The organism is Microcoleus sp. LAD1_D5 (genome assembly GCF_036702115.1).
Taxonomy (GTDB): Bacteria; Cyanobacteriota; Cyanobacteriia; order Cyanobacteriales; family Microcoleaceae; genus Microcoleus.
This window is the reverse complement of sequence record NZ_JAUBSA010000023.1, coordinates 55655-79495: the sequence shown is the minus strand read 5'-3', so window position 1 is coordinate 79495 and position 23841 is coordinate 55655. Positions and strand designations below refer to the sequence as shown.

29 protein-coding genes, 1 tRNA gene and 1 pseudogene are annotated in these 23841 nt (G+C 46.1%); 17 read left to right on the top strand and 14 right to left on the bottom strand.

Features of this window, described 5'->3' with window-relative positions; all coding sequences use genetic code 11:
• Positions 1–179, bottom strand: a pseudogene (locus QUA70_RS12535) (photosystem II q(b) protein); the annotation flags it as partial.
• A gap of 362 nt (positions 180–541) precedes the next feature.
• Between QUA70_RS12535 and cofG the strand changes: the two are divergent.
• Positions 542–1510 (top strand): 7,8-didemethyl-8-hydroxy-5-deazariboflavin synthase subunit CofG, encoded by a 969-nt coding sequence (cofG, locus tag QUA70_RS12530; RefSeq protein ID WP_333347142.1) that lies wholly within the window; start codon positions 542–544, stop codon positions 1508–1510.
• A 293-nt stretch (positions 1511–1803) separates the two neighbouring features.
• Here the strand turns inward: cofG and QUA70_RS12525 are convergent, their stop codons facing one another.
• The 3 genes from QUA70_RS12525 to cpdA all read right to left on the bottom strand — a co-directional run bounded on the left by QUA70_RS12525 (position 1804) and on the right by cpdA (position 5334).
• Positions 1804–2580 (bottom strand): SDR family NAD(P)-dependent oxidoreductase, encoded by a 777-nt coding sequence (locus tag QUA70_RS12525; RefSeq protein ID WP_333324790.1) that lies wholly within the window; start codon positions 2578–2580, stop codon positions 1804–1806.
• A 202-nt stretch (positions 2581–2782) separates the two neighbouring features.
• Positions 2783–4261 (bottom strand): alpha-amylase, encoded by a 1479-nt coding sequence (locus QUA70_RS12520; protein WP_333324791.1) that lies wholly within the window; start codon positions 4259–4261, stop codon positions 2783–2785.
• Between the two features lie 191 nt (positions 4262–4452).
• Positions 4453–5334 carry a 3',5'-cyclic-AMP phosphodiesterase gene (gene cpdA, locus QUA70_RS12515; protein ID WP_333347145.1) on the bottom strand — a complete coding sequence of 294 codons (882 nt, stop codon included), beginning with the start codon at positions 5332–5334 and terminating at the stop codon, positions 4453–4455.
• A gap of 74 nt (positions 5335–5408) precedes the next feature.
• Between cpdA and QUA70_RS12510 the strand changes: the two genes are divergently transcribed.
• Positions 5409–5479: transfer RNA gene (locus tag QUA70_RS12510), tRNA-Cys, on the top strand.
• 184 nt (positions 5480–5663) lie between these two features.
• Entirely contained in the window at positions 5664–6671 is a 1008-nt protein-coding gene (locus tag QUA70_RS12505; protein WP_333410435.1) for a site-specific recombinase, read from the top strand.
• 7 nt (positions 6672–6678) lie between these two features.
• On the opposite strand, the gene QUA70_RS12500 is transcribed toward QUA70_RS12505, so the two are convergent.
• The 6 genes from QUA70_RS12500 to QUA70_RS12475 form a co-directional block, all read right to left on the bottom strand.
• Complete coding sequence (locus QUA70_RS12500; RefSeq protein WP_333347150.1) at positions 6679–7110, bottom strand: hypothetical protein; 432 nt, start codon at positions 7108–7110, stop codon at positions 6679–6681.
• A 36-nt stretch (positions 7111–7146) separates the two neighbouring features.
• Entirely contained in the window at positions 7147–7401 is a 255-nt protein-coding gene (locus QUA70_RS12495; protein ID WP_333410434.1) for a hypothetical protein, read from the bottom strand.
• 291 nt (positions 7402–7692) lie between these two features.
• Positions 7693–9132, bottom strand: a complete 1440-nt coding sequence (locus QUA70_RS12490; RefSeq protein WP_333347153.1) for a bifunctional DNA primase/polymerase — start codon at positions 9130–9132, stop codon at positions 7693–7695.
• 2 nt (positions 9133–9134) lie between these two features.
• Positions 9135–9365: a hypothetical protein gene (locus QUA70_RS12485; protein WP_333347156.1), complete on the bottom strand. Its 231-nt coding sequence runs from the start codon at positions 9363–9365 to the stop codon at positions 9135–9137.
• Between the two features lie 2 nt (positions 9366–9367).
• On the bottom strand, positions 9368–11950 hold the full coding sequence (locus tag QUA70_RS12480) for a hypothetical protein (RefSeq protein WP_333410433.1): 2583 nt from the start codon (positions 11948–11950) through the stop codon (positions 9368–9370).
• A gap of 37 nt (positions 11951–11987) precedes the next feature.
• The gene (locus QUA70_RS12475; protein WP_333347160.1) at positions 11988–12302 is read right to left on the bottom strand and encodes a hypothetical protein; all 315 of its coding nucleotides are present in this window, start codon (positions 12300–12302) and stop codon (positions 11988–11990) included.
• 470 nt (positions 12303–12772) lie between these two features.
• Between QUA70_RS12475 and QUA70_RS12470 the strand changes: the two genes are divergently transcribed.
• Positions 12773–13045 carry a helix-turn-helix transcriptional regulator gene (locus tag QUA70_RS12470; protein WP_333347162.1) on the top strand — a complete coding sequence of 91 codons (273 nt, stop codon included), beginning with the start codon at positions 12773–12775 and terminating at the stop codon, positions 13043–13045.
• A gap of 58 nt (positions 13046–13103) precedes the next feature.
• On the opposite strand, the gene QUA70_RS12465 is transcribed toward QUA70_RS12470, so the two are convergent.
• Complete coding sequence (locus tag QUA70_RS12465; protein ID WP_333347164.1) at positions 13104–13763, bottom strand: hypothetical protein; 660 nt, start codon at positions 13761–13763, stop codon at positions 13104–13106.
• A gap of 586 nt (positions 13764–14349) precedes the next feature.
• Between QUA70_RS12465 and QUA70_RS12460 the strand changes: the two genes are divergently transcribed.
• The 13 genes from QUA70_RS12460 to QUA70_RS12400 all read left to right on the top strand — a co-directional run bounded on the left by QUA70_RS12460 (position 14350) and on the right by QUA70_RS12400 (position 21269).
• Positions 14350–14496 carry a hypothetical protein gene (locus QUA70_RS12460; RefSeq protein WP_333347167.1) on the top strand — a complete coding sequence of 49 codons (147 nt, stop codon included), beginning with the start codon at positions 14350–14352 and terminating at the stop codon, positions 14494–14496.
• Positions 14497–14499: 3 nt separating this feature from the next.
• Positions 14500–14901, top strand: coding sequence for a hypothetical protein (locus tag QUA70_RS12455; protein WP_333347171.1), 402 nt, complete (start codon positions 14500–14502; stop codon positions 14899–14901).
• 64 nt (positions 14902–14965) lie between these two features.
• Entirely contained in the window at positions 14966–15202 is a 237-nt protein-coding gene (locus QUA70_RS12450) for a hypothetical protein (RefSeq protein ID WP_333347173.1), read from the top strand.
• A gap of 124 nt (positions 15203–15326) precedes the next feature.
• On the top strand, positions 15327–15626 hold the full coding sequence (locus QUA70_RS12445) for a hypothetical protein (RefSeq protein ID WP_333347176.1): 300 nt from the start codon (positions 15327–15329) through the stop codon (positions 15624–15626).
• Positions 15627–16306: 680 nt separating this feature from the next.
• Complete coding sequence (locus tag QUA70_RS12440; RefSeq protein WP_333347179.1) at positions 16307–16843, top strand: hypothetical protein; 537 nt, start codon at positions 16307–16309, stop codon at positions 16841–16843.
• 2 nt (positions 16844–16845) lie between these two features.
• The gene (locus QUA70_RS12435) at positions 16846–17022 is read left to right on the top strand and encodes a hypothetical protein (RefSeq protein WP_333347181.1); all 177 of its coding nucleotides are present in this window, start codon (positions 16846–16848) and stop codon (positions 17020–17022) included.
• 3 nt (positions 17023–17025) lie between these two features.
• Entirely contained in the window at positions 17026–17259 is a 234-nt protein-coding gene (locus tag QUA70_RS12430; RefSeq protein ID WP_333347184.1) for a hypothetical protein, read from the top strand.
• Positions 17252–17452: a hypothetical protein gene (locus tag QUA70_RS12425; protein WP_333347187.1), complete on the top strand. Its 201-nt coding sequence runs from the start codon at positions 17252–17254 to the stop codon at positions 17450–17452. Before QUA70_RS12430 ends, QUA70_RS12425 begins: the two co-directional genes overlap by 8 nt.
• Before the next feature lie 11 nt (positions 17453–17463).
• Positions 17464–18252, top strand: a complete 789-nt coding sequence (locus QUA70_RS12420) for a hypothetical protein (RefSeq protein ID WP_333347190.1) — start codon at positions 17464–17466, stop codon at positions 18250–18252.
• Positions 18242–18565 carry a hypothetical protein gene (locus tag QUA70_RS12415; RefSeq protein WP_333347193.1) on the top strand — a complete coding sequence of 108 codons (324 nt, stop codon included), beginning with the start codon at positions 18242–18244 and terminating at the stop codon, positions 18563–18565. The genes QUA70_RS12420 and QUA70_RS12415 overlap by 11 nt, the downstream gene beginning before the upstream one ends.
• The gene (locus tag QUA70_RS12410) at positions 18558–20261 is read left to right on the top strand and encodes a hypothetical protein (RefSeq protein WP_333347196.1); all 1704 of its coding nucleotides are present in this window, start codon (positions 18558–18560) and stop codon (positions 20259–20261) included. The genes QUA70_RS12415 and QUA70_RS12410 overlap by 8 nt, the downstream gene beginning before the upstream one ends.
• Before the next feature lie 42 nt (positions 20262–20303).
• Entirely contained in the window at positions 20304–20972 is a 669-nt protein-coding gene (locus tag QUA70_RS12405; RefSeq protein ID WP_333347199.1) for a GIY-YIG nuclease family protein, read from the top strand.
• 9 nt (positions 20973–20981) lie between these two features.
• Positions 20982–21269: a hypothetical protein gene (locus tag QUA70_RS12400; RefSeq protein WP_333410431.1), complete on the top strand. Its 288-nt coding sequence runs from the start codon at positions 20982–20984 to the stop codon at positions 21267–21269.
• A gap of 85 nt (positions 21270–21354) precedes the next feature.
• Here the strand turns inward: QUA70_RS12400 and QUA70_RS12395 are convergent, their stop codons facing one another.
• The 3 genes from QUA70_RS12395 to QUA70_RS12385 form a co-directional block, all read right to left on the bottom strand.
• The gene (locus tag QUA70_RS12395; RefSeq protein WP_333347204.1) at positions 21355–22071 is read right to left on the bottom strand and encodes a tail fiber domain-containing protein; all 717 of its coding nucleotides are present in this window, start codon (positions 22069–22071) and stop codon (positions 21355–21357) included.
• Positions 22071–22412 (bottom strand): hypothetical protein, encoded by a 342-nt coding sequence (locus tag QUA70_RS12390; RefSeq protein ID WP_333347207.1) that lies wholly within the window; start codon positions 22410–22412, stop codon positions 22071–22073. Before QUA70_RS12390 ends, QUA70_RS12395 begins: the two co-directional genes overlap by 1 nt.
• A 37-nt stretch (positions 22413–22449) precedes the next feature.
• Positions 22450–23841: hypothetical protein (locus QUA70_RS12385; RefSeq protein ID WP_333347209.1), on the bottom strand; the 1392-nt coding region annotated here is incomplete at its 5' end.

The window sequence follows — 23841 nt, the reverse complement described above, 5'->3', positions numbered from 1 at the left end:
ATGTCCACTGGAGGAGCAGCGATGAAGGCGATGATGTAGCAGATGGTGGCGCTCAGGAGGGTAGGAATCATCAAGACGCCGAACCAACCGATGTAAATCCGGTTGTCTGTGCTTGTGACCCACTCACAAAAGCGTTCCCAGACATTGGCGCTTTCGCGTTGCTGTAAGGTTGTTGTCATTTGTTTATGATTGCTTTATTTGGTTTTCAATGTTCGTGACGGCTTTGTGTTCCGCCATGTAAATAAACATAAAGCTTTTATTTCAGTTTGTAAAGACCTTTTAAGAACAGTTTTTCTTATAGGTGTCATAAATTATGCTTTTTAAAAGCCAGAAAGCTTGCTGTATAAGGAGTTTAAAAGCTGAATGCGGAATTGGTGGACGATCGCCCACCAATGAAGAATACTCATAATCTACCTGGACAACGAGATTCCAGACTTGCGTCAGTGTTAAGATACATCAAGGGTTGCGATCGCCAACCGCAAAACTCGCACTGCACAGATGTATGTTGTTGCGTAAGTCCGATCGATAAAAATCCCAAGGAATGTCCCGCACCGTCACCTACAGCCCTGCTTATACCCTCGTTCCCACTTACGAGTGCTTTAACCGCTGCACCTATTGCAATTTTCGGGCAGAACCGCTGCAAAGTCCTTGGCTAACACTCGCAGAAGCCGAAAAACAGCTTTTGCTGCTGCAAACTCAAGGTGTAATTGAAATTCTCATCCTCAGCGGCGAGGTACATCCTCACAGTCAACGCCGAAAAGCTTGGTTGCAGCGGATTTACGATTTGTGCGAACTGGCACTTGCTCTGGGATTTTTGCCGCATACTAATGTGGGGCCGCTCAGCTTTGAGGAGATGGCACAGTTAAAAGAGGTGAATGTATCGATGGGGCTGATGCTAGAACAGCTTGCCCCACATTTGTTACAAACGGTTCACCGACACGCACCGAGTAAAGTGCCGGCGCTGCGGCTGCAACAGTTAGAATGGGCTGGGAAATTAAAGATTCCGTTCACAACTGGTTTGCTGCTGGGAATTGGGGAAAGTGAGGCCGATTGGATTGAGACATTAGAGGCGATCGCCCGGATTCATTCGCGTTACAATCACATTCAAGAAGTTATCCTCCAGCCTCACAGTCCGGGAAATCAACAAAGTTGGGAAGGCGAAGTTTTTGATGCTACAAAAATGCCGGAAGTAATTGCGATCGCCCGCAGCATTTTACCTGATGAAATCAGGCTGCAAATTCCCCCCAATTTAGTTGCACAGCCAGACATATTGCTGGCTTGTTTAGAAGCAGGTGCTAGAGATTTAGGAGGAATTGGGCCGCTGGATGAAGTTAATCCCGATTATCCTCACCTGCAACACCAAACTTTAACAGACATTTTAGCAGCATCGGGATGGCAACTTGTGCAGCGTTTGCCTGTTTATCCTCAGTACGATAAGTGGCTGCCGCAGACATTGCAAAGGGCTGTAAAAAACTGGAGAGTTATATCAATTCCGGTAGCATCGGAATAGTAAAATCCAGTCAACAGTCAACAATCACAGATGGTGCAACCGGAATCCATCTAATTCATCTGCGTTAATCTGTGTTAATCTGCCTGTATCTGCGGTCAAAAAAAGAGAACTTCTTCACCGCCGATGACAAGGGATTGACGCTGATTCACGCAGAGGTCGAGAATAGAGATAGGAATAATTCTGAGGCTAACAGATTTGATATTAGTCATGAGACAATATCAGGAGACGGCAGTGCCGTGTCCAGAGTTGCTATCATTCCGGTGCAACGGGAATTGATATAATATATTGAGATTTTAAATCAAAGAACCGCCACCATCAATCCAGACTTCAGTACCTGTGATGAAGCTGGAGGAATGTGATACCAGAAATAACACTAATTGGGCGACTTCTTCGCTAGAACCGGCCGTATTATCCGTCAACGGAATCATGTCTTGAATGGAATCAGGGTCGACTGGAATGCGATCGAGATGGCGCTTAACGGTGCTTTCCTCAATGGCAGTTAGCACCCCGCCCGGACAGATCACATTGACTCTAATTTGGCAGGCTGCGAGTTCTAGCGCCAGCATTTTTGCAAAGGCTACTTGGGCAGCTTTTGAACAAGCGTAGGCCGTGGCACCAACTTTCCTGAAACTTCTGGTGCCATTAATTGATGATGTAATGACAATCGAACCTCCTTGTTTTTTTAGATGAGGAACAGCATACTTAACAGTCAAAAATGTTCCTCTGAGGTTGGTGTTAATTGTCCGATCCCACTCATCGGGTTCTATCTCCTCTATCGGCGACCATACACCGTTAATACCCGCATTTGCAAACACAATATCAATTCTTTGATATTCGTCAAAAATTGTTTGAAATGCTTGTTGCATTTGCTGAGAATCCCCAACATCTGCGGCAATAGCCAGCCCGCAGCCTCCTTCCTTGACCAACTGGCGGACGGTTTCTTGCCCCGTTTCCAAAATGTGATCGATAATCGCAACTTTTGCGCCTTCCTTTGCCATTAAAATTGCGGCTGCATGACCAATTCCCGACCCACCGCCGGTAATAACTGCAACTTTTTCTGAAAGTTTCATATTTTTTTAGATAAATATTTTTTTTTGCGATCGCCTAGCATAAAAATAATACTAGAGAGAGGACTAAATTCCTCACTAGAAACAAGTTTCCGTCATCAAAATCATGAAAGTTACAAGTGGTTTAAGGCACTAATTATAGCGGTAAGGTGTGCAGTGCACACCCTACTTTAGGCAGAGGAGTACGTCACTTTTAACGCAGTTCTTACGGCTGGGGCACCCAGACAGAAACTGAACCAGCGTTACACCGAAAATCCGCCCAACCATCGTCATTAGTTGTGATGGGTTCTTGGATATGTTCGGTGATGTCAATATAAGTTCGATTCGGTTGTCCGACTTCCATAAACTTGGTGCCATCGCCTCCGTTACTGAGTACCACAGCCATGCCGCCCGGATGTTCTTCATCTCCGAGTCGCGTCCAGCCAATAGTGTTGGCGTGGTCGAAGTAATCGTACTGATTGCCGTAGGAATAGGTTTGGCGCGCTAACAAGAATTTATCGAGAATAAACTGATGTTTGTCTAACCAAATCTCGTATTCGTTGCCATCGTTTGCTGTATCCTTATAGTTAGCGCCGTAATAATCCGGGTAAAAAATGCACGGATATCCTTCGCGCCGCAGCAGAATTAAAGCGTAGGCAAGGGGTTTAAACCAAGCCTCGACAACTGATTCTAGGGATTGTAAGGGTTGGGAATCATGGTTGTCAACCAAGGTAACGGCGAGGGCTGGTTGCTGTTGGACGAGGGTGTTATCAAAAATTGTTCGTAAGTCGTAGCTATTGCCGGCTTTGCTAGCAGCGTAGAAGTTGTAGTGGAGGGGCGCGTCAAACAAGGAGACTTTACCATCGGTTGCTTGGATGAAGTAGTGCAAAGCTTCAACTTCATAAGACCAATATTCACCGACTGCAAATAGGTCGCGTTGGGCATAGTGGCGAACGTGTTCCAACCATTCTTGGAAAAATTCTGCTTTAACGTGTTTGACGGCATCGAAGCGAAAGCCGTCAACGTTTGTTGTATCGACATACCACTCACCCCAGTATTTTAACTCCCCGCTGACTTCTGGGTTGTCCATATCTAAATCGCAACCCATCAGGTAGTCAAAATTACCTTTTTCTAAGTCTACTCCTTGATCAAATTCTTTGCCTTTTAGCAGGTAAACGGCATGGGTTTCTGTGTTGTAAACGTTGTAATCAATGGCGTCAAAATGCCACCAATGCCACTCCATGCTGGAATATTTTTTGTCGCGGCCGGGGAAAGTAAAATGCGTCCAAGCTTTGATTTTTTGATATTCGCCTACGGTGTCATTCCGGTTGTCGGGATGGAAGGGTGTGGCTTCGGCTTCTTCTTCTGCATCGGCACCTAATTTGTGGTTGAAGACAACATCAGCATAAATCCGAATTCCAGCATCTTGTGCAGCTTTAATCGCGGCCAAATACTCATCTTTTGTCCCGTATTTCGTGCGTACCGACCCTTTTTGGTCGAACTCGCCTAAATCGAATAAGTCGTAGACGCCGTAACCTACATCCATACCGCCGCCAGTTCCTTTATAGGCGGGTGGCAGCCACAGGGACGTAACGCCTATTTTGGCTAAATCTTTTGCAGATTTTGCTAGCTGATTCCACAGGCTGCCGTCGTCGGGGCTGTACCAGTGAAAATACTGCATCATGACGCCATTTAGTTCAGACATATATTTAGTTTTTCCTGTTTTGTTAAATTGCGATCGACATTTATGTTCGTAGCTCGCTAGTTTACGTATGTCTGCAATCTATGGTTAATAAATATCATAATAGATGGGGCTGCTAAAAAGAATCTATCTGTTGATGTATTGACAACAAAATGTAAATTTGATAGTAATTATTTTAGACCTACTAAAAAATATTAAGTTAGTGGCGATTTTGCAGCAACTCGCTCAACTCTGGTGTTCCAAGTACCGTCGATCGCCAATTCAAGCAATCTAAATCCCGGCGGGATTTCGTCAAGTATAATCGGATGGCTTTTGGGTAAAAGTTGGAGGCAGGTGCTGGGTGTCCCCAAGTAGGTAACTGAGCCCCGCTGTTGTTGAAATTCTTGGTGAATGTGGCCGCAAAGAACGATTTTGATTTGAGGATATCGATCGACAATTGCTAAAAATTCATCGGCATTGTGCAGCATCATTCCATCCATTATTTCACAGTCGATCGGCAAAGGATGATGGTGCAAGGCAATGATAACAGGTCGATCGCCCGTTTGTTGCAGTTGAGAATCCAGCCAATGCAAGCTTTCTGGGGAAAGCCGCCCGCCGTCGCATCCGGCTTCCACACTCGAAAGTAATAGAAACTGCCAGTTTCCTAGTTTCCATGATTTTTCTGGGGAAAGGGGCGGTTGATTTAAGATTTCTGCCATGACTGGGATGTTGTCGTGGTTCCCAGGTATCCAGTAGGCGGGTATTCCGAGGGGGGCGATGAGGGAGACGAGGCGCTGGTAGGATTCGGGTGTTTCGTCTTGGGACAAGTCGCCTGTGAGTAGGAGTAAGTCGGGCGGCGGCTGTATCTGTTGCAAGCGATCAAGAACTGCTTGGAGGGTGCGGGCTGTTGAGAGGCCTTGCCATTCTCGATCGAGCTCTGCAAACAAGTGAGTGTCCGTGATTTGGGCGACGAGTAGGGGAGAAACAGGTGTCATGGCTGATGTTGCGGGCGATCGATGTAGTTCTAGAATAGCCTCGGATGGGTTTTGGGGATATGGGAAAAAAGGGCGATTCCCTACGGGATAGCTTCGCTGCACGAAATTTTTGACAAATATGTTGAAATAATCAAGATTTGGTGTACTATAAGAAAACGTCAATTTTGAGACGTAACGGCGGCATAGCCAAGTGGTAAGGCAGAGGTCTGCAAAACCTCCACCCCCAGTTCAAATCTGGGTGCCGCCTTTTTAAGTCATGTTTTTAAATAGCTTGAAACGCTTACAGGCTAACAATTGGGCGATTGTTGCGGAGTGTAAATCGCATATAATCGCACATAATTAGATCGAGAAAGTAGTGCAAATTTAAGACAGTGCCAATCAACCCAAGAATTAACCAGGCGAACGGTAGGCTCAAGGCGGCCAAAATAGGAGTGAGTATTTTACAGAGGGGCGATCGCCTTTATCTTCGGGCTGTACTCCCCCCGCGTCCCGGTTCGGGCAAGTTGTCTCCGTGCCAGCAACAAATCGCGCTAGGCATTCACGCGAATATCGCCGGAATATCTCTGGCAGAGAAGGAAGCTCGCAAAGTGGGGTATCTGCGGGATGCCCGAAAGTTTGACTGGGCGGATTACGGTGGCGGCAATTCTAAGCCGTCCGAGACGATCGCCGATTGGTTAGCGAAATTTGAAGAAAGTAAGCGCGCTGCGGTCTGTCCAACTACATGGAAAACCGATTATCTGCAACCTTTTAATCAGTTACCCGCGGACGAGCCGATCGCCGCAGAAATGTTGTTAAGTGTGATCGCAAAAACGACACCCAACACCCGGCAGCGTCGCCGATTTTGCTTAGCATTTCGCCAGCTCGCTCAGTTTGCCGGCATTGATATGGATTTGGGTGATTTGCTCGGCAACTACTCGCCGAATAAGGTTCAACCCCGCAATTTACCCATGGATGAGGAGATTGAGGCTTGCTTCGACAAGATTGAAAACCCGCAATGGCAGTGGATTTATGGTGTAATTGCTGCTTACGGTTTGCGCGACCACGAAGCCTTCTATTTAGATTTGAGTAAGTTTCCGATCGCCCAAGTGCTCGAAGGCAAAACCGGATATCGGCAGTGCTGGCCGCTACGACCGGAGTGGACCGAAAAGTGGGATTTGCAGAATATCAAGCGGCCTCCCGTCACTGGTGACTGTCATGCCGATTTTGGCGATCGCGTGTGCAAGTTCTTCGCTCGGTCGCCTGCCGATTTTTGTGCCTATGATCTAAGGCACGCTTGGGCGATTCGGGCTATGAGCTTTGGGCTGGATGCGGCGCTGGCTGCGAAACAAATGGGTCACTCGTTAGCAACTCATACCCAGACTTATCATCTGGCACTGAATGAACGCGAACAACAACGAGCCTATGATCGGATCTTGCAAAATTTATCCCCATCTCAATAGCTTTGCCTTAATTTAGTCTGAGGAATGTTGTTTGATAGATTTCGGCTTCAAGCTTTTGATAGGCTTCGGTTACAAGTGTCCCCACTTCTTCTTCAAAATAAGGGAATAAACTCGTTTGCCTGTCTGTCTCAACTTTCGATAATGCTGGTACTGCCGACCAAGCAGATATGCCCACACAAATCCTTCGATCTTTATCTACAGACACGAATGCTAGACCTGCGATTTTGAGATCCTCAATAGCAAAACTTACACATACTTCTGCATCTATTATTTTTGATTTTTCAAACTCTGGAATCTGTGCAAGGAGTGTAAGGGCAGGAAAGTCGGATTTGTTAATAAAGGTTCCTAAGCTAATTTTTCCACTTTTAACCTTTGGATCTTCGCTCAATCTTTTGCTGTAATTCTTGTTTACTTGTTTTTGCCGTTTTGTTTTACCCATTATCCCTCTTCTTGCTTGTTATTTAAACATTCTAGATCATTTTTTGCCGTCGTCAGGATGTATCCCTTCACTTTTCATAAACGCTTTGAGATCACGGTATGCGTCAAGCAAGGCAATGTAATTATTCCAGTGATCGGAAGTGTAAAATTCGGTAGAAGTAGACCTTAAAAAATTTTCGTCACGAGGAATATCTTCTAAACACTCTCTAGTGTGTCCCCAGTCACCCTCGAAGACAGACTCAAACCTGTGTACGAATTCTTGGACTTTAGGTAGTAATAGGTCATCAGGCATAAGTTTTTGCACTCCAACTGACTAACATGGGAATTTTTCATTCCTCTTTTGTACAGTAAAACTCTGCCGAAAGTGTCCGAGATTTCGGACACTTTCTAGCTTTGCTCGATTTTGCGTTTCCTCTTTCCGGTTTGTTTTGAAAATTTCTTGAGGCGTTGGTCTTTAGGTTTAGGTTTAAAGGTTTAGAACATTCTTTAAAACGACATTCTAAATTCTTTAAAACGATACTCAAATAAGTAAAACTTATTGTCTAAAAACCTCGGCCTCGGAAATTTCAAACATAATTTTACCTTATCTATTTTGCTGGGCGATTCGGCTCCTTTGCCTGCGGCATGAAACTAGCCGATGCTCCAGCAAATAGATATTGGGATGAGGTTTCCACCAGTGTTTGTGTAGGAATAGCAAGCCATCCTCTGCACCCATATCGGGGGGCATTCCCTTCAAGTGTGGCAATTTTTCGAGTAACTGCTTCTTGATTAGTGGGGGAACTCCCGATCGTTTTTGATGAACTGGTGTGAGTTTCATGCGGTAGGAGTTACAAAGGTGGCGGCTAATAGTCGATTCAGACAACTGCCGATTATTAGCGATCTCTTTCTGACTCCCACCGTAGAATTCAAATCCCGACTCGAAATAATCAAAACGGGAACCCCGTGCCAGTACCCGCGCCGGTATTTCGCAGGTGTGAAGGATTCCCGGTTGCACGATGCGAGTCGGGATTTTTCCAGGGTCTAAGCCCTGAGCTTTGAGTTTTTCGACTTCCTCCTGGCGTTTGCAGTAGAGTGAAAGCTTTTGTTGATGTTGAGCTTCGATTTCTGTGGCGAGTATGTGGAGATAGTTCAGATCACCTATATCAATGGCGGCAACCGGCCCTATTTTTTCTAGACCGGTGATCGCCACAACTTTTTCAAAACTTGTGTAATAAACCGTTACTTTGTCACCTTTTAGTTTGCGTTCTCGGATAAGACCCGATTTTTTCGCTTCGCTTAGCAAGCCGTAAACCCGTTTTTTTGAGAGATTTAAAAGGTGAGCAGCCAACTCTATCGAAAAAATTCCCACTCCGCTGCCTTTATTGTCGGAACGACGTGCCAACAACCAGATCCTCATCTGTCCACCAAAATGCGCGTAGAGTCTGGCGGGGAAGCGTACCAAATCTAGATTGTCATTGCCTGCATACTCGCTATGCCAATTTTCGCAGAGTTTGATTAACCATTCAGGAGCCTGAAGCGGTGGAGATTGCAGCGGATCATTGATCCAAAGGTAAGGCTTGCCCGTGCCTGGGTGAAGGCTTGGCGGCAGTACACTTTGATGCCCTATCCACCGAAACTCTAGGCACTCTTCTTTGCCGTCGTCGCCTGTCACGCCGGTAAGGATTTTTTGATATTTGATTCGCTCCCAAGCAGATTCCGGCACTAAAAAAAGGCACTGCCTTCTACCAGGGCGGCCGCTAGTCCATGCGGTTGTTTTTGCGAAGTCTGAGAGGTCATTCTCTCCGGCCAATTTTTCTAGTAACTTGGTGGCTGATTCTCCGTCGATGTCGATCGCTAGCAATCCGTTGCCAAGTTTTAATCCCAAGCCGGTGGCCTTGCCGCTCTCTAATTCTGCGAGGCATGAGAGGCGATCGAGATCTGTCTTTGTCCACTCTTTCCTATAGGGCCGCTTGCCGCAAACTGGCTCTAAAATCCAATTCGCGGGCAGGGTGATGAGTGATTCGCTGGCGGTCAATGTTTGCATAGCTAGCGAATCTGTGGCCCCTTATCCAATATTTTCTGAAGGAGTGGGAGATTCCATTTGTAGGTAGCTCGCATGGCGTTGGTGCGGCGAATATCCCGGCAGTGTCGCCCTAATTTGAACGTGCCGTCTGCTTTTAAATTCAACAGGTGGTTGCGACTTATGCCTAGTTGGGTGGCTGCCTCTGAAGTTGATACCCAGTCGCTTGATAGTGGTCGCCCTAATGTTTTCTGCATGGCTATTTCTCACCACGGCTAGCACTACTAAGATTTGTTAAAGTTCCGATATTGTGTTCTTCTGGCGAATTGGGTTCCTCTTCATATTCTTGGGGCCACATTACCCATGCCATTGGTAGTCCTGTAATGGATACATCTAACCTTTCGATGATTCCTTTTTTGTCGGGGAATTTGTTCCTAGTTACTGAGTCGCCGATTCGGCTGGTTACAAATTTCTCAACATCTTCGAGCTTAGATTTTAGTAGTCTGATATTTATTCTTATTTTATTTATTTTCTTCTCATTCTTGGTCTGTAACAGTTCCTGCGTTGATTGCTCTAACTCGTCTTCAATCTTTTTTCTTCTTGCTGCAATAGCCGTGTTGATATCTTGCTTTGGAGATTGAACAGTTGGTGGTAATTCTGGCAAGTCGGCACTTGCTCCAGTTTCCAAATCGAATGCTAGCTGTCCAGGGCAAAAATCTTCAACTTGGTTAATAATTCCTCTTGTCCAGTTAATGAGTGCTTCTTCGTCTCCTAAATCAATATCGAAATCAACCTCGGTACATCGCGCAAACATTTCCTCTTTCTGGTTCGCGATATCTATTGCGGTGATTCCACCATTGGGAGTACAAAAGAATAATTTCCATCCTCGCCAGCTACCTTTATAAAACCCTTCTAGCTCATAGGGGACTGGCGTGAAGCCATTGTTTTCTAGTAATTGCTTCCAAGAATCGGGGTGCCGTGCAGCTTCCCCTAGGCTTGCAGTTTCGGAGGTATTTTCTAGTAAGAAGTCGTTGCCCGGTGCAGCTTCCCCTGGGCTTGAAGTTTCGCCAGGATTTTTTAGTAAGAAATCGGTCACAACATCAGGCTCCAGGGCTGACGCCAGGACTGAGGGTGTGGAAGCTGCAATCATTGATTGGATAGCGGTTTCAGCTTCGGCTAGTTGTTCGCGCAATTGTTGGTTCTCTTCGGCTAATTGGCTCGAATGTATAACGGTTTCAGCTTCCGCGAGTTGTTCTCGCAACCGTTGATTTTCTACTATTACTTCGTCTGTATTGTTGCTTGCAGGTGTTGACAAGAACTCGAAATGTAGCACCCAAACTAGCTTGTCCTGCCCCTCAAAAAATTCATCAATAAATTCTTTTGCTGTAGCAACCATGCCGCCTTCTGCTTGCAAGTCGGTGGCTGACATTTGCGATAAATACTGTTGGTAGGGGCGTTGAGTAAGTTTGATAAATCCTAGTTTGCGTCCGCCACGATGCCGACCTTTATCTAATGCTGGGATAGCGATATTTTCCTCAAAGTATCGAATAAAACTTTTGGCGTAATCATCCTGCCAAGCGCGGCGAGTCTGTGTTTTCTTTCCTGATACAAGCTCGTCAACAGTTTGGGCAAAGCTGATTCCTAATGCTTTCTGAGCAATAGGTTCGGGACTGGCAGCAGGGAATAATTGCAGCAAGCTGGCAATTAAATCGGCCGCGAATTCCTGTCCCTGTCCTTCTGGGAGCTCGATCGCCTGTGCGAGCGCTAGAGTCTTTGCTCTAGCTGGAGTCATAAAAGACTCTAGCAAGCTGTTTAGGGATTCCTCCTCCCACACCTGCATGAATTGGGCAGGGCTATTCTCTTTTGGATTTGGGGGGGTATTTATTGATAGGTCATGCGGCCATTTATCACTGTATATCGTTGATTGATCGGGAGTATAATAGTAGGTATTTTTTCCAACCTCCCATACCAAATTAGCCTCCCAGTTGGGGTTTTTATCCTCACTTTTTACTAACTCCATTTCTGCATAAGCAATATCGATCGAGCTGTTTTCCCCGTCCACGCTTACTAATGCTTTTTTTCCACTTTTCCACTGAAAAATAGTACCCTCTTTGCCTTTCAGGGCTGGTGAGAATATTAATACTCTGTCGCCTTTGTTGGTGATATCTTCATTCAATGGCTTAGCGGGTTGCTCATCCCCTGAAAGTATCCGCAAGTCGGCGGCATCATAGGGGATTGCTGCATTTCCCCCATAGTGAAACTCAATGTGAATTTTGCCACCCTTGTCAATTTTTGTGACAAATCCTCTGTCTCTGTTTAAAGATTTGAAGACTTCGACTTGTACGCCGCGACTAAATCCTAAGCCTTGAATTGCGGCTCTAAAATCTTCTGAGCGCTTGCCGGAAACTTGAAACACTGCGATTTCCAAGTCTTTCTTTGTGGGTTTCCTGCTTTCGGATTCTGCTAGTTTGGTCGCGTACTCTAGGGCTTTGAGTTTATCGTCAATATTGTCAATCTCCTTGAGAGGTTTGAGGTGGGAGGAAGGGATTTTGATGGTTATGTCCTCCCCGTAATTTTCGGAAATCCTTGCCTCTAGTTGCGAGAGAACTTTGGCATCCTCTATTAGTTGGTAGGCACTGCTGATGTTTTTGCCAAATTCGCTTTGGCAGTAGGTCTCGAATGATCTATAACCGAGTGCTTTGTAGGCCTTGCGATCGCGAGCCATTGCCAGCATCGCGCCCAAACTGTCGAAGTTGTCTTTGATTGCCTGAGTTACTTGCTCGGCTTCTGTTCGCCCCATGTCGGCGGCGCGTAGTGGTCGATCGGTGGTTGCCATTACCATTGCGGGCATCCTTTGTTGTGTGAGGTGAGCGGTCGGGTTATTCGTTCTGGTCGCGGGGTTCTTCCAATATTTCGATCGCAATTTCAGAGAGAGTGTCTGGCGGCAGTGAACCCATGAGGGTGATGGCGGCTTGAAGTTGACCGTCAAACTTCTCTCTAAATGGCTTGAGATTTATTAGTTGGGGAAGCTGTGTGCTGCCTATCAGGTTGCAGGCAAATTGAGCTACTGCGATTTTGTGACCGAAGTCCATCTCATTGAGCAAAATTCGGAGGTGCTTCAGTGAGGCTCGCTGTTCGATAATTTGGGCTTTGAGCTCATTGCCTTCTGGGTTATAAGTTGGGTCAATTTGCATTTTGGTAATGAGTGATGAGTGATGAGTGATGAGTGGGAAGGAAGCGATCGCGCCTCTGTAACGCGATCGCGGAAACCATTAGTCAAAAGCAGTGAAAATCTCAGCTCGATCGCTTTTACATAGCGGCTACCTCCTGGGGGAATTGGGCATCTCTGCGGCCGGTTCCAGAGGGGGGTGCCTCATCGGGCGGCAGAAACATGAGGAAAATCAGTAAAAAGTGCATTTGTGAATTGGGGGTAAAACACCGCACTCAACTGGTGAGGATTCGAGGTATAAAGGGATTCCTTTGTTTTTCGCTTGGCTCCCTGCTACAGCCCGCAGGTCTTATGTAGTAATAGGCCAAGCGATCGACAGAGGAAATTTATAGTTGTTGTAGGCAGACCGTAGACGCCAATCCCCGGTCTGCCATTTTTGTCCTTTTACCAAACTAACGGCGACCGCTTGCGTTTGCCGTTAGTTTCTACTATGATATGAGTCAAGACCAAAGAAGTCAACCCACTCCCGTGAATCTCAGAAAACGTACTGGATTAACTCAACGCCAAATCGCCCGGGCTCTCGATGTTAGAGAGTCCACTGTGAGTGAATGGGAGAGAGGGATTTCAGTACCACACTTGCCACTATCGAAGGTTCGGCAAATGCTGGAAGTCTACCAGTGCAGCCTTGATGAACTGATTGAGGCTTTTGAATCCATGAAGGAAGCTGTTGTGGTATCCGCCTCTTCTTCACAGAACCTTGAAAATTAAATAGTTAAGCCTCCCCGATCACCGATCGGGGAGGCTGATGTCAGACCTATTCGGTCTGCTAGTGCAAGCGGAACGAGTTCAAGAATGCTTGAGCGTTTTGGGGGTAGGGAGTTGTCACCCAAACTGAGTAAAAGCGATCGTCAACAACCATCTGTCGCATTACCGTGGGTGGCATATTGGCATCTCTATGCTGCAAGTGAATCTCTACTCCGGGAACCCCATTTAGTCCAAAACTTCGTTTACTGACAACTCTAAAATCTTGAGGGTTAAACGTTTCGGCAGCATTCTCTAGCACTGCCTGCTTCCCTTTATCGGTAATTAGTTCAGAGTTGAGAAAATTCGAGTGTCTGATGCTGTAAAACTCATTAGTTGTTGTTACAGAGAAAGTCTGCTCTTGGGAGTTTTCTTGTTTCTCGACGGCCCCCGGCACCAGAATAGAAAACCGCGCTTGTGGATCTGAAAGCTGGCTCCAACCTTGAGTCAGAACCTGGGGGAGGGGTTGCGGCGCCGCCACTATGATTGGCTGCCTCTGAATCAACACCGGTTGATGGATCGTCGTTACCGTCGCAGGAATTATCAACCGTTGGGTCGCCATCTGGTTGTTCAAATTCCGTGCCAACCGCTCTAATTGGTCGGGTCTGCCCATGAAGTAGCCCAGTGCTACCCATCCAGCCACTCCCAGCCACTTGCGCCAGTCGATTCGCCGTTTGAAGTTCATATTAAATCTAGGTTTTCCTAGAGTTTAAGCGATTTTAGCGATCGGCGAAACCGCGCAACCACCGAAGTTTTCGTCAAAAGTGTCCGAAATTTCGGACACTTTTTAAGACTGGCGACACCTGCCAGGGGGAAATGCAGACACTATGGTGAATGCCCGAGAAAGGATTTGATACTCTGGTGTCCTTAAAAAGTCCACAACGGATACAACCGCCCCAGTCAAAGTGTGTGTGTACAGCCCGGAGCGACGGGCATCTTCGCGCCGTAGAGAGTACGGCATTGAGTGTGCAGCAGCTCTGAATGGCTGACCCTTTGGAAAGACGAAGTGACACCCGGAATAAATCAAGCGGGGGCTAGCCTACTGATTGACGGCCTCATAATTGCTCTAAAAAGTAGGAGTGGAAGCTGGTTCGACGCCAGTTAAGGGGAAGGGCAACCCCTCACCCTGGCGCCGAGGGTGGCTAATAAATCGGGCGTTTGCCCTGGCTGATTTTCCACTCGGCCAGAGCGAAAATAATTCCAGTGACCCTAGAAAGTGTCCGAAATTTCGGACACTTTTGGTTTCTGGGTATTGGATTTTAGATTTGCTTATGAAAATCAAACTCAAGAAGTACGAGCAGGCTGTGGCACTCCTCCCAGGATGCAGAGGCTTGGATAAGTTGGTGCTTTACAACTCGCTTAACCGCATGGGATATCGCTGGAGTGTGGGCGATCGTAAGTGGGCGCTGGTGAGGTGATTTATGCCCGAATTGCCTCCTCGATGCTGCTCTTTTTTTGAGAGCGATGACGAGTACCCCGACCTGCAATGCCGAGAACTCGCTGCTAAACGATATCTGCATCTGATTTACACAGTTGATTATCGATCGAAACCTTTCATAAATGACGACCCCGATCGAGAGGGTCTGCCATCGCCTACCAATAATTTGCCACTGCCGACCAATGTAGTGACGATCGGGCGGCGCATCACTCCCGCACTCAGGACTAAGATTTTGCAGGCGTTAGATGTGCTTCCTACCAAGGGTCAAATCAGGGTCAAATCAGGGTTTATCAACTTTTTTTCGAGGTTAAAGCCTGTGGATTTAGATACGACCTTAAACGAAAAATTTGGGAGTATTCCACAAAATGGAAGAATTCAGCTTTGAGCAAAAATTGAAGATTCGCGACTATTTTAATGATCCTAGTTGCCCTCAGCCTCACGGTGAGGTTATGGCAACCCAATTACTCGCGGCGATGATTGCCTCTGGTCGATATGGCGCCGACCAATATGCTGACCTCGTTGAAATAGCAGTGGATTTGACAGGACTATTGGTGACGCGCTTTGACAATCAAATGGCCCAATTGCGCGAGCTAAGAGACGATAGCAACCCAAAGCCCTCAGCCTCAGAAAGCGATCTGAATTCTGATCCCGACTCTGAGGCAGATTTTGATCGAATCCCCTTCTAATTTTCGACGGCGACACCTGCCTTAGTGGTGTGCAGCTCGGGCTGACGGGCTTTTTCTATCTCTCCAGCCGTGCGATCGTGTTTGTTCTCAAGTGCGATCGCTCATTTTTTAGAGGTTTTTATTTATGGTTGTGACTGTTCCGAATTCTGTCTCTACAGTTTTGGCTGATGTTTATGGCTCCGAGTTTGAGCGTGCCAGCCAGAAGGAACGACTCTTGTTCATGGAGGCGATCGCGTTTAGTCTGCGTGTGGATTGTGATTTCAATGAGAGCTTGGGACTGATATTCGGCACATATCCCAATCTGCCAATGAGTATCTATACCCCCGCCAAGATCGAGAGAAATGAGGGGCTTAAACTGTTGGCAGTGCTCCAGGTGGCGATCGTCGAAGGATATGCCGCTCTTGCCTTTACCAAAAATCAATAATTAAAATGCTCCTGCGTTGCTTGAACAACCAGAAGCCGATCACCTTAACAAGGAAGGATGATATGTTTACCGTAGCAACAAATCCGCAATTAGATCCAAAAACTTTCCGAGAACTGACCAAGTGGTCAGTCTACAAAATGGCAAGAGAAACGGGAATTCCCGTTCACAGCCTTTATAACTATTTAAAGGAACCCACAGACCCTAAATACCGGGAACCCAAGATTTACATAAAACGCCTATTTGGTGAGATATACTCCCGCTTACACCCTAATTAAATTGTTGCAGCCCTCTCCCTTGTGGAGGGGGCTTTTTTGTGCAAATTTGAATCGATTTAAATCGATTTTGGTCGGTGACTAATTGTTGGTCAGTGGCTAGTACCTTTACTGTTAAATCCCTTTTAATGTTGATTTATCGATTCAAATCGATTCAAATCGATTCAAATCGATTCAAGCAAGGAGAAAGCAAATGTTTGACTGGTTGTTAGGGAAACCTCAAAATACCTGTTTCCGAGAAGTTCAGGTAATCAGTAGTCGTCACTCCACTAAAATCTTTACGGTTTACGGCGACCTCCCAGTGTGTGAGCTTCGAGCACTTAGGGAGGTTGAGGCTCAATTGCCACCACTAGAGCCGGGAGAGAGCAGGTATCTAAAAACTCAACTAGGAAACAGATAGGAAATTTAATGGAAATTGAAAATCAGAATGTAATCGATGTTGAAGTTCAACAAATCGATTTGGAGCAAGCAGAATCGATTGAGCAGTGGTATTCAGCCGCACAAATGCAACGCCTTTTTGATTTGAACAAGTCTGCTTTGCGGCAAGCCGTTTTTAAACTGACAAGCATTTATGCGATTGACATAAAGGTCTTGCGACGTGGCGGTGCAAGAGCAACTGAATACTCTCAGATTGCGGTCAATGCCATCAAGTTGTTAAAAGCTCAAAAGTTTGCCGAGCTTCGCAAGTTCGTGGATAAAGTGGCCGCTGTTCCCTGTGCCTCGACATCAGCGGCGATCGTGTTTGTCGATCAGCACAACCAGATCGCAACTAATGCGGCCACTGCTGCCGACATCAATCTGGCTGCGATTTCTTCCTTGAAATCTGGGTTACTCAACAATTACCGAGAAGCGGGGCGGGCGTGGGGAAGACAGGCAGCAGCAGAATTGCAACTAGGTTTCACGGAGGAAGTTGCGGAAGGTATCAAGAAACTTCAGGAGTCGTAATTATGGCTTTTTATAAGGTCAAAATTTTGCGCTGCTACAACAGCCCCAAAATCCTGATAGTGACTGCCACAAACTCGCAGCAAGCTATTCGCGCAGCCGCTGCCGAATTGAGAGATGAAGGAGTCACGGATGCACGGGGGATAGAGGTAATGGGTCAAGTTAAAAGTTTGAGAGGTTAAGTAATGGCATGGATTTCAGTTAATACACTAGGCGAACGAGACGAAGTGGTAAACGCTGCAATGGCGCTCTCTGGACGGTATGAGGAACGATGGAGTGACTGTGGAGAGTATATTGTCGAAATTCCGAAGCCTATAGAACTAGCATTTGTTGAGTTAGCGGAATTATACAACAATGCCGATGCTCTGGGACTTGATATTTACACCATTGCGAATGTAAAGGAGTGGACTAATGACTAAAGTTTTTCAAATTACTCCCGAATCTCTTCCAGAAATATGGGCAATACTGCAACCTCCTGTTGTTACAAATAGCCCTGCCGATCTTGTGGCGGGCCCCATGAAAAGCAGCCCGGATGACTTGAGAAGAGAATCCGTTACTGCTGCACAAGGAACCGAGGTCATTGGTCAAGTCAAAAGTTTGAAGGATGAGTGACTGATATGGACATGGCAAACGCTCAAGTTTTAGATTTTTTAGTTGGGGGTTCATTGATTGAGTCTGGCTCATCGTTGATGCAAGACAAGTACAACATCAACGACGACATCACCTCATATACGATCGAGCAATGGGCAGACCTGCACGATCGCTCGGTAAAAGCGCAGTGGTTCATTGATAATTATGACGAAATTAAGAGCAAATTTGAATCGGTACTCAATGGGCAAGTAAAATTCCGCCAATTCCAAGGCTGGCTTTCCCAGAAAGGATTTAAGGGCGCTTCCAAGATGAAGGAAGCCGAAGTGAAGGCTTTGATAGCCGAGAATGATCATGCCGAGGCGCTCAAACAACAGGATTACTTATTACAAAAGGAGAAAGAACGAGGGACTGCTGAGACTACTGACTTTAATCGTGGCGTAGATGCTCAATTGCAACATTCAATCGTTGCCTATAAAGCAAAAATTGACGACGAGATTGCCGCTCTCGAAGGTAATCCACAATTTCAAGCAGCGATTGAGGAATGGAAAGCTTCTAAATCTCAGGAGCTGGCTTGGGCAACAGCGGCATTAAAAGGCGGAAGGCACGGGTTAGCTCATCCAAAATTTGGGGGTAGCGACAAACAACAGCCAGCTTTTGGGGGAGGGAGCTCTGCCTGGACTTGGGGGCAGCGCGCTACACGCGCTACAGATACCGTGAATCGAAATGTAGCTCGCTCGGTGAACAATGCTGTCTCTAATTTTGGTCGCGGTCTGGGAAGAGTTAGCCTATTCTTTGGAATTGGAGGCAGCCGTGAGCAGTGATTTCTTTTTCCTTGCTGGCTGGTTTTGTGCGGGATTGTTCCTCAGCAATTTCACTTATCTCATCTCCCAATATTTTTGGCTGTGTACGATCACGGGTGTCGCAATTGCGATCGGGTTATGTTTCCCCAGTGGCAAAGCTGAGATTCTGCGGCGGTGGTCAGCCCTGGCGATTATTGGCGGAATGCTGGTAAATAACTGGGAATTGTTGGGGAGAATATCAGTGGTTCAGTTTGTGATTGGCGCGATAGCGATTCTTTTGATAGTTGGAATTTTGATCGCAGTCATTGGGGCGATCGGAGGGAAAAATGGCTAGGTCATTTGCGATCGGTGGCATGATTTTTATGTTGTTGTCGATCGCGCCAATTCCGACTAAGCAGTTTGCTTTGCTGCGAACCGTAGCCGCTGGCATCGGAGGCGGAGTATTTACAGCCGGATATTGTGTAGCGAAGGCTGATGAGAATCGCGAACAGGAAATTGCCACAGAAAAGGCAAAAATCAAGGAAGAGGAGGAGTTTGAGAGAGAGCAAGCTTTTAAAAACAAATTGGCGATCGCTGAATCTCAGAGGGAAGTATTGGTAGTTGAAGCCAAGCAGAAGGAGGCGGCCCGCGTTGGAGTCGCCGTTGCTGATTATACAGATGATGTTCATGATGCTTATGTTGCGGTTCAGGACGGAAAGGGAAGACTCGATCGAGTTTTAGCTCGGTTACAACCACCCGAACCTGCTGAGGCTGAACCTGAACAAATGGCATTGCCTGAGTGTGACTTGGCAGAAATTGTCAAGGATATTAAGGAGACAGAAGAGTCATTTGCTACTAAGAAAGCTAAGTTACTCAAATTCATTACTGAGCATGAAGGTGGTTGGATTCTTCAGTGCATGAAGAAACCCATCTTAGTTTACGGCGACCAAGGCAGCGGAAAATCTTATTTCGTAGAATTTCTGGCTCTGTGTCGCTATTATTTGCGGGGTCATGAAATTGTATCGATCGCCGATCCTCATTTTCATCAGAACCAAGATTACTGCTGGCAATATTTAATCAAGTTGGGAGTTCCCGGTTTTGGAACTCACCACAATTATAAGGAGGTAAATTCACAGATTGACGCAATGTACGATCGGTTTACCCGACGTACTCTGAAAGACGATCCCATTACTTCGATATTTGACGAAGTAACGCGGTACGGACAGGAAGAAGCTACTCAGGAATTGGCAGCTAAATTTGGTTCTAAATTGTCTAGTGATTCACGTAAAGCCAATGAATCTCCCATTCTTATTGCCCACGCCAAAACACTGGCAGCACTGGGAGGCGGTGAGGGGTTTGCGGAGGCGATTGCGGGAAATTTTATTCGCATCAAATTAAATTCTAACTCGGAACAGGAACCCCTGTGGCGTGGTACGATTTCTGGAATTAAAGACGAAGAGGGTGAGCCGATCGAGAACATGAAAATTTCTATCGCTCCTGATTGGATTCGTTCAAGCTGGGTATACAATTTATTCGATTCAAAAATTGAAATTGAACCTGAAACATCTGAAATTCTACCCCAAACCCAACCAGAGATAGAACCAACAAAACCAGGAATCAGTCCTACCGCCAATAAAGCTGAATTCCTTGAACAAGCGAAGAAGTGGCTAGAGGACATTTACGAACCCGATAAGTCAGAAGCAGAAGTAACTCCACCTGCTATACCCTGGGATGAAGCATCTGAAGCGCCACCAAAAGCGCCACAAGTACGCAATAACAACACTTCTGACGATTGCTTCACGCTACCAGAAGATGTACGATCGGCAGCCCTGGCGAAGATTTTAAAACTTCTCAGTGACGCAAGAAGTCCTTCAGATGAAGTGATTGCTTTAATGCCCACTGAACCCGATCGCGCTGTTTGGATAGGAATCAAATTACTTGGAAAAAGTATGACTGCTGTTAGTCGAGAAATTTTCAACATGGGCAGCGGTGGAAAAAAGTTTCAGGTTGCCAAACACTGGTACGAATCGCTAAAAAAACAGTTTGATTAATGCTTCGCTTTTAGGTTTTGACGAATTTATTTGAGGTTAAGAATGAGTAATCGTAACACAGCAGTTTTGCGAGTGTTAGAGACTCCTAAAGCAGGTTACATCTATTTAGTTCAAGCCGTGGGTACACCAAGATTTAAGATTGGCAAAACACAAATTTCTGTCTTACGACGCATAAACGAACTCCAGACAGGATGTCCACTAAAAATTAGGTACGTTTATCACGCTTGTGTTGAAGAGATGAACAGGATTGAAAAGGAACTACATTCAAAGTTCAGCTCTTCTAGAGTAATTGGTGAGTGGTTTTCTTTAACTCATGAGCAGGTGAGTGAGTGCATACAATTGATGCAGTTAGTTCAGTGTGATGAATCAATACTTTTGCCAATCGAAAACGAAATTGTTGAAGAGGAAGCACAGGTAGCTCTGGTAGCTCAGGTGGCTGAATTAGTAGGTTTAAATGGGGCAATACTTCCAGAGGACGTGCGATCGATCGCACTATCGAACATTTTGAGGCTTTTGAGCGAAGCAGGAAGTGCTTCGGACGAAGTAATTAAACTAATACCTGTAAACCCAGATATGGCGGTTTGGCGGGGTATTCAATTGCTCGGAAAAAGCATGACTGCTGTGAGTAGAGATATTTTTAACACAGGTACAGGCGGGGCTAAGTTTAACCAGGCAAAGCTCTGGTACGAAGAATTGAAGAAGTTAAACTAGGAGGCAATTGTGGAAATGTTAGGTAAGAATGGAAAACCATTATATGGGGCAGCCAAACAGGCTGTGCTTAAAAAGCAGTTGGTTTGGCAGAATGATGAAGTTGAACTATATTTAACTTCGATTGCTGATCGCGTTTCCCGCCTCGAACGGCAAACCAAATACTTGCCTATTACCGTTATTGTGGCTTTGTTTCTCGGTTGTACCGCGGGGAAATTCCTTAAGCCAGATTTGGCAGTATTGGCTGTAGCGTGCGGCGGAGCGGGTGCGGGAGCTATGATAGCAATTGCGCGTCAGTAATTAAATGGTGCGTGATAGTTACCACCATCGGCAGGATGCTGTGATAAGGCACCCTGCCGATTGTTTTGAACCCATGACCGTTCGATTACGAATTAATCGAACTTGCTGAAATTTGTTTAGCTTTCAACTCTGTCACCTCAAGGTGCAGTTCCTGGAGCGCTCGTACCAAAAATGGAATTATTTCCAGATAATCCAGCCCTAAAAATCCGTTATCTTTTACACTTACCAGATCCGTTATTGGGAATTCTTCGGCGGCAAAGCCATAATGGACTTTTTTTCGGTGATAATCCGACTCGCTCCATTTTCCGATCAAAGTCGGGCTGTACTCGAAAGAGATCGGCTTAGCCGCTAGGATCAAGGAGAGTGCTGACGGGATGGGTCTAATTCGCTTTTTAAGTTTAGAATCAGAGGGAGTTTGCCAAACTGGCACCCCATAATTTTCGTGCCACACCCGCCAAGACGATCCGGAATTGCTCCAGCCCCCTAATCGCAAATCATTAAAGATAGACAATCCAAAATAGTTGGCCGCAATACCCGGTCGATGGAAAGCGATAAAAGCCCCATTCTGAGATCGCTCTGCCGCAGTTGTACCGCCTCCCATAAAATTAAGGGCTGCCGATCCGGGTGTGGCTGTCGGAATGTCCCCGTAGGAAAAAAAGGAGCTTTCGAGCGCATATCCCGGGTGTGGATCGGGCGCGGCGACGTGCGCGTCGATAGTGGTTTTTACTTCGGTGTCTGTAGCTATTGCCGGATCTATTCGAGCGACCGGAATAGTTGAATTTAAATCAATTAGCTCACCCATTAGCTCAGAGCGCCTTCTGAAACCATGCAATTGGCTGTACCACTTGCCGTTACCAATTGGACTGTTCCCGTGTAACGCGCATCCTCCATATTCTCAAGCCATAAAAACCCCGAGGGGATGGACACATTATAGTTAGGCGTTGCTCCTGTAACTGGTGCTGCACCTTCTTTTAGAAAAACAGTTGCCGATCCTAAATTTTGGATCATGTATTTAGTTCGGTTAGCATTCGCGGCAAGTGCTACTGCTGCAGTTGATGTAACTGCAACATTTGTCGAAGACATAGCGCCGCGTAAATCTTCAACAACGTTTGTCCCATTGGATGTGTTTAGGTTAAAAAGCATAGGTATTTTTTAGGTTTTCTAAATTATAGTTGGGCAATCAACATCCTCCAATGGGTGGGACAAAGCATTGCACTATTTCAGCCAACCCTTCCGCGTTTAATTGAGCGATCGCAGCTCGGACACATCTCACAGATCGCACCGCTGGATCGAGTTTTACGCCACCACCCTTGGTGAATCGTTTTTTCCCTGTCACCGTGGTCAAGAGAGCAATTAAGTCGAGGATGCGATCCGCTTCCTCTTCGTCAACACAGCGCATCCCCGATTTGATTTTTGAATTACCCCACAACCAGCGCCCATAAACATTTCCCTTTGTAAAAAATAGGTTGTCAAAATCTCGACACCAATCTAAATCCTCACGGGGATTGGGAATCTGAGTATGCCACAAACTCCCTGTTTGTGTAGGGTAGTTTTCGCCCCAAGTCAATACAAGCTGCCTCGGCACGTCGAACTCTGCGAATTCATCCCCCGGCTGTACAGGTACACAAATAGGGGTTTTACAAGCTTCGGCGTAAGTTAATTTTGTGATTTGAGTCAATGCGTTAATTTGACTTGACAGTCCCAATGAACCATCACCGCCATATAGTAAAACTTGGGTATTTCCTTCGCAATCTAAGAAATCGATTTGCCCTAAAATATCTTCTTTGTCGTTGCAAACTTCAGCCAAAATTTTAGTGTTAACTTTGGTCAGCTCCCCAATTTGATTGCTCAACCCAATCAACCCCGGGCCCGAATACTCGTAATTGACAATACTCCCATCGCACACATAAGTACCTCCTCCAAAGATATTGGGGAAAGAAAAAGAAGGCGCGTCAATCTCGCAAACTTCGCTAAGAATTTTTCTATTAAAATCCAGAACTCTTTCTAGCTGGCTTTGTAATCCCAACAAACCCACACCCGAATAATTGTAGCTCCCAAACGTTTCATCGCAGACAAAGGTTCCTCCACCTTGGATGAGAGGAAATTCGATCTCGTTATCACAAACTTTTTTCAACATCATTTTGCTGATACCCAAAATAATGTTTTGCTGTTGGTGGAGACCTTTTAATCCATCTCCAGCATAAGAATAAGGAATAGTTGCACCGTCACACTCGATAAACCCATCACTCTTAAATTCGGGGAAGCGATCGTCGTCGTCTTTTTTCTTTTTCTTTAATTTGTCCTGAATATCTTTACAGCATTTAGCTAAATCTTCCGCAGCTTTCTGTAGAATCCGAATCTCTACATCGACTGCGCTCAAATTCGCCACAGCCGTAATAGTTTGAGGAAGTTCAGCCAATACAGTTTGAGTCGAGGGAATCTGTGCAGCAGCAGCCATTCCCATCGGGATTTGTGCGGCAGCCGCCATGCCTACCGGAATCTGTGCAGCAGCAGCCATTCCCATCGGGATTTGTGCGGCAGCCGCCATGCCTACCGGAATCTGTGCAGCAGC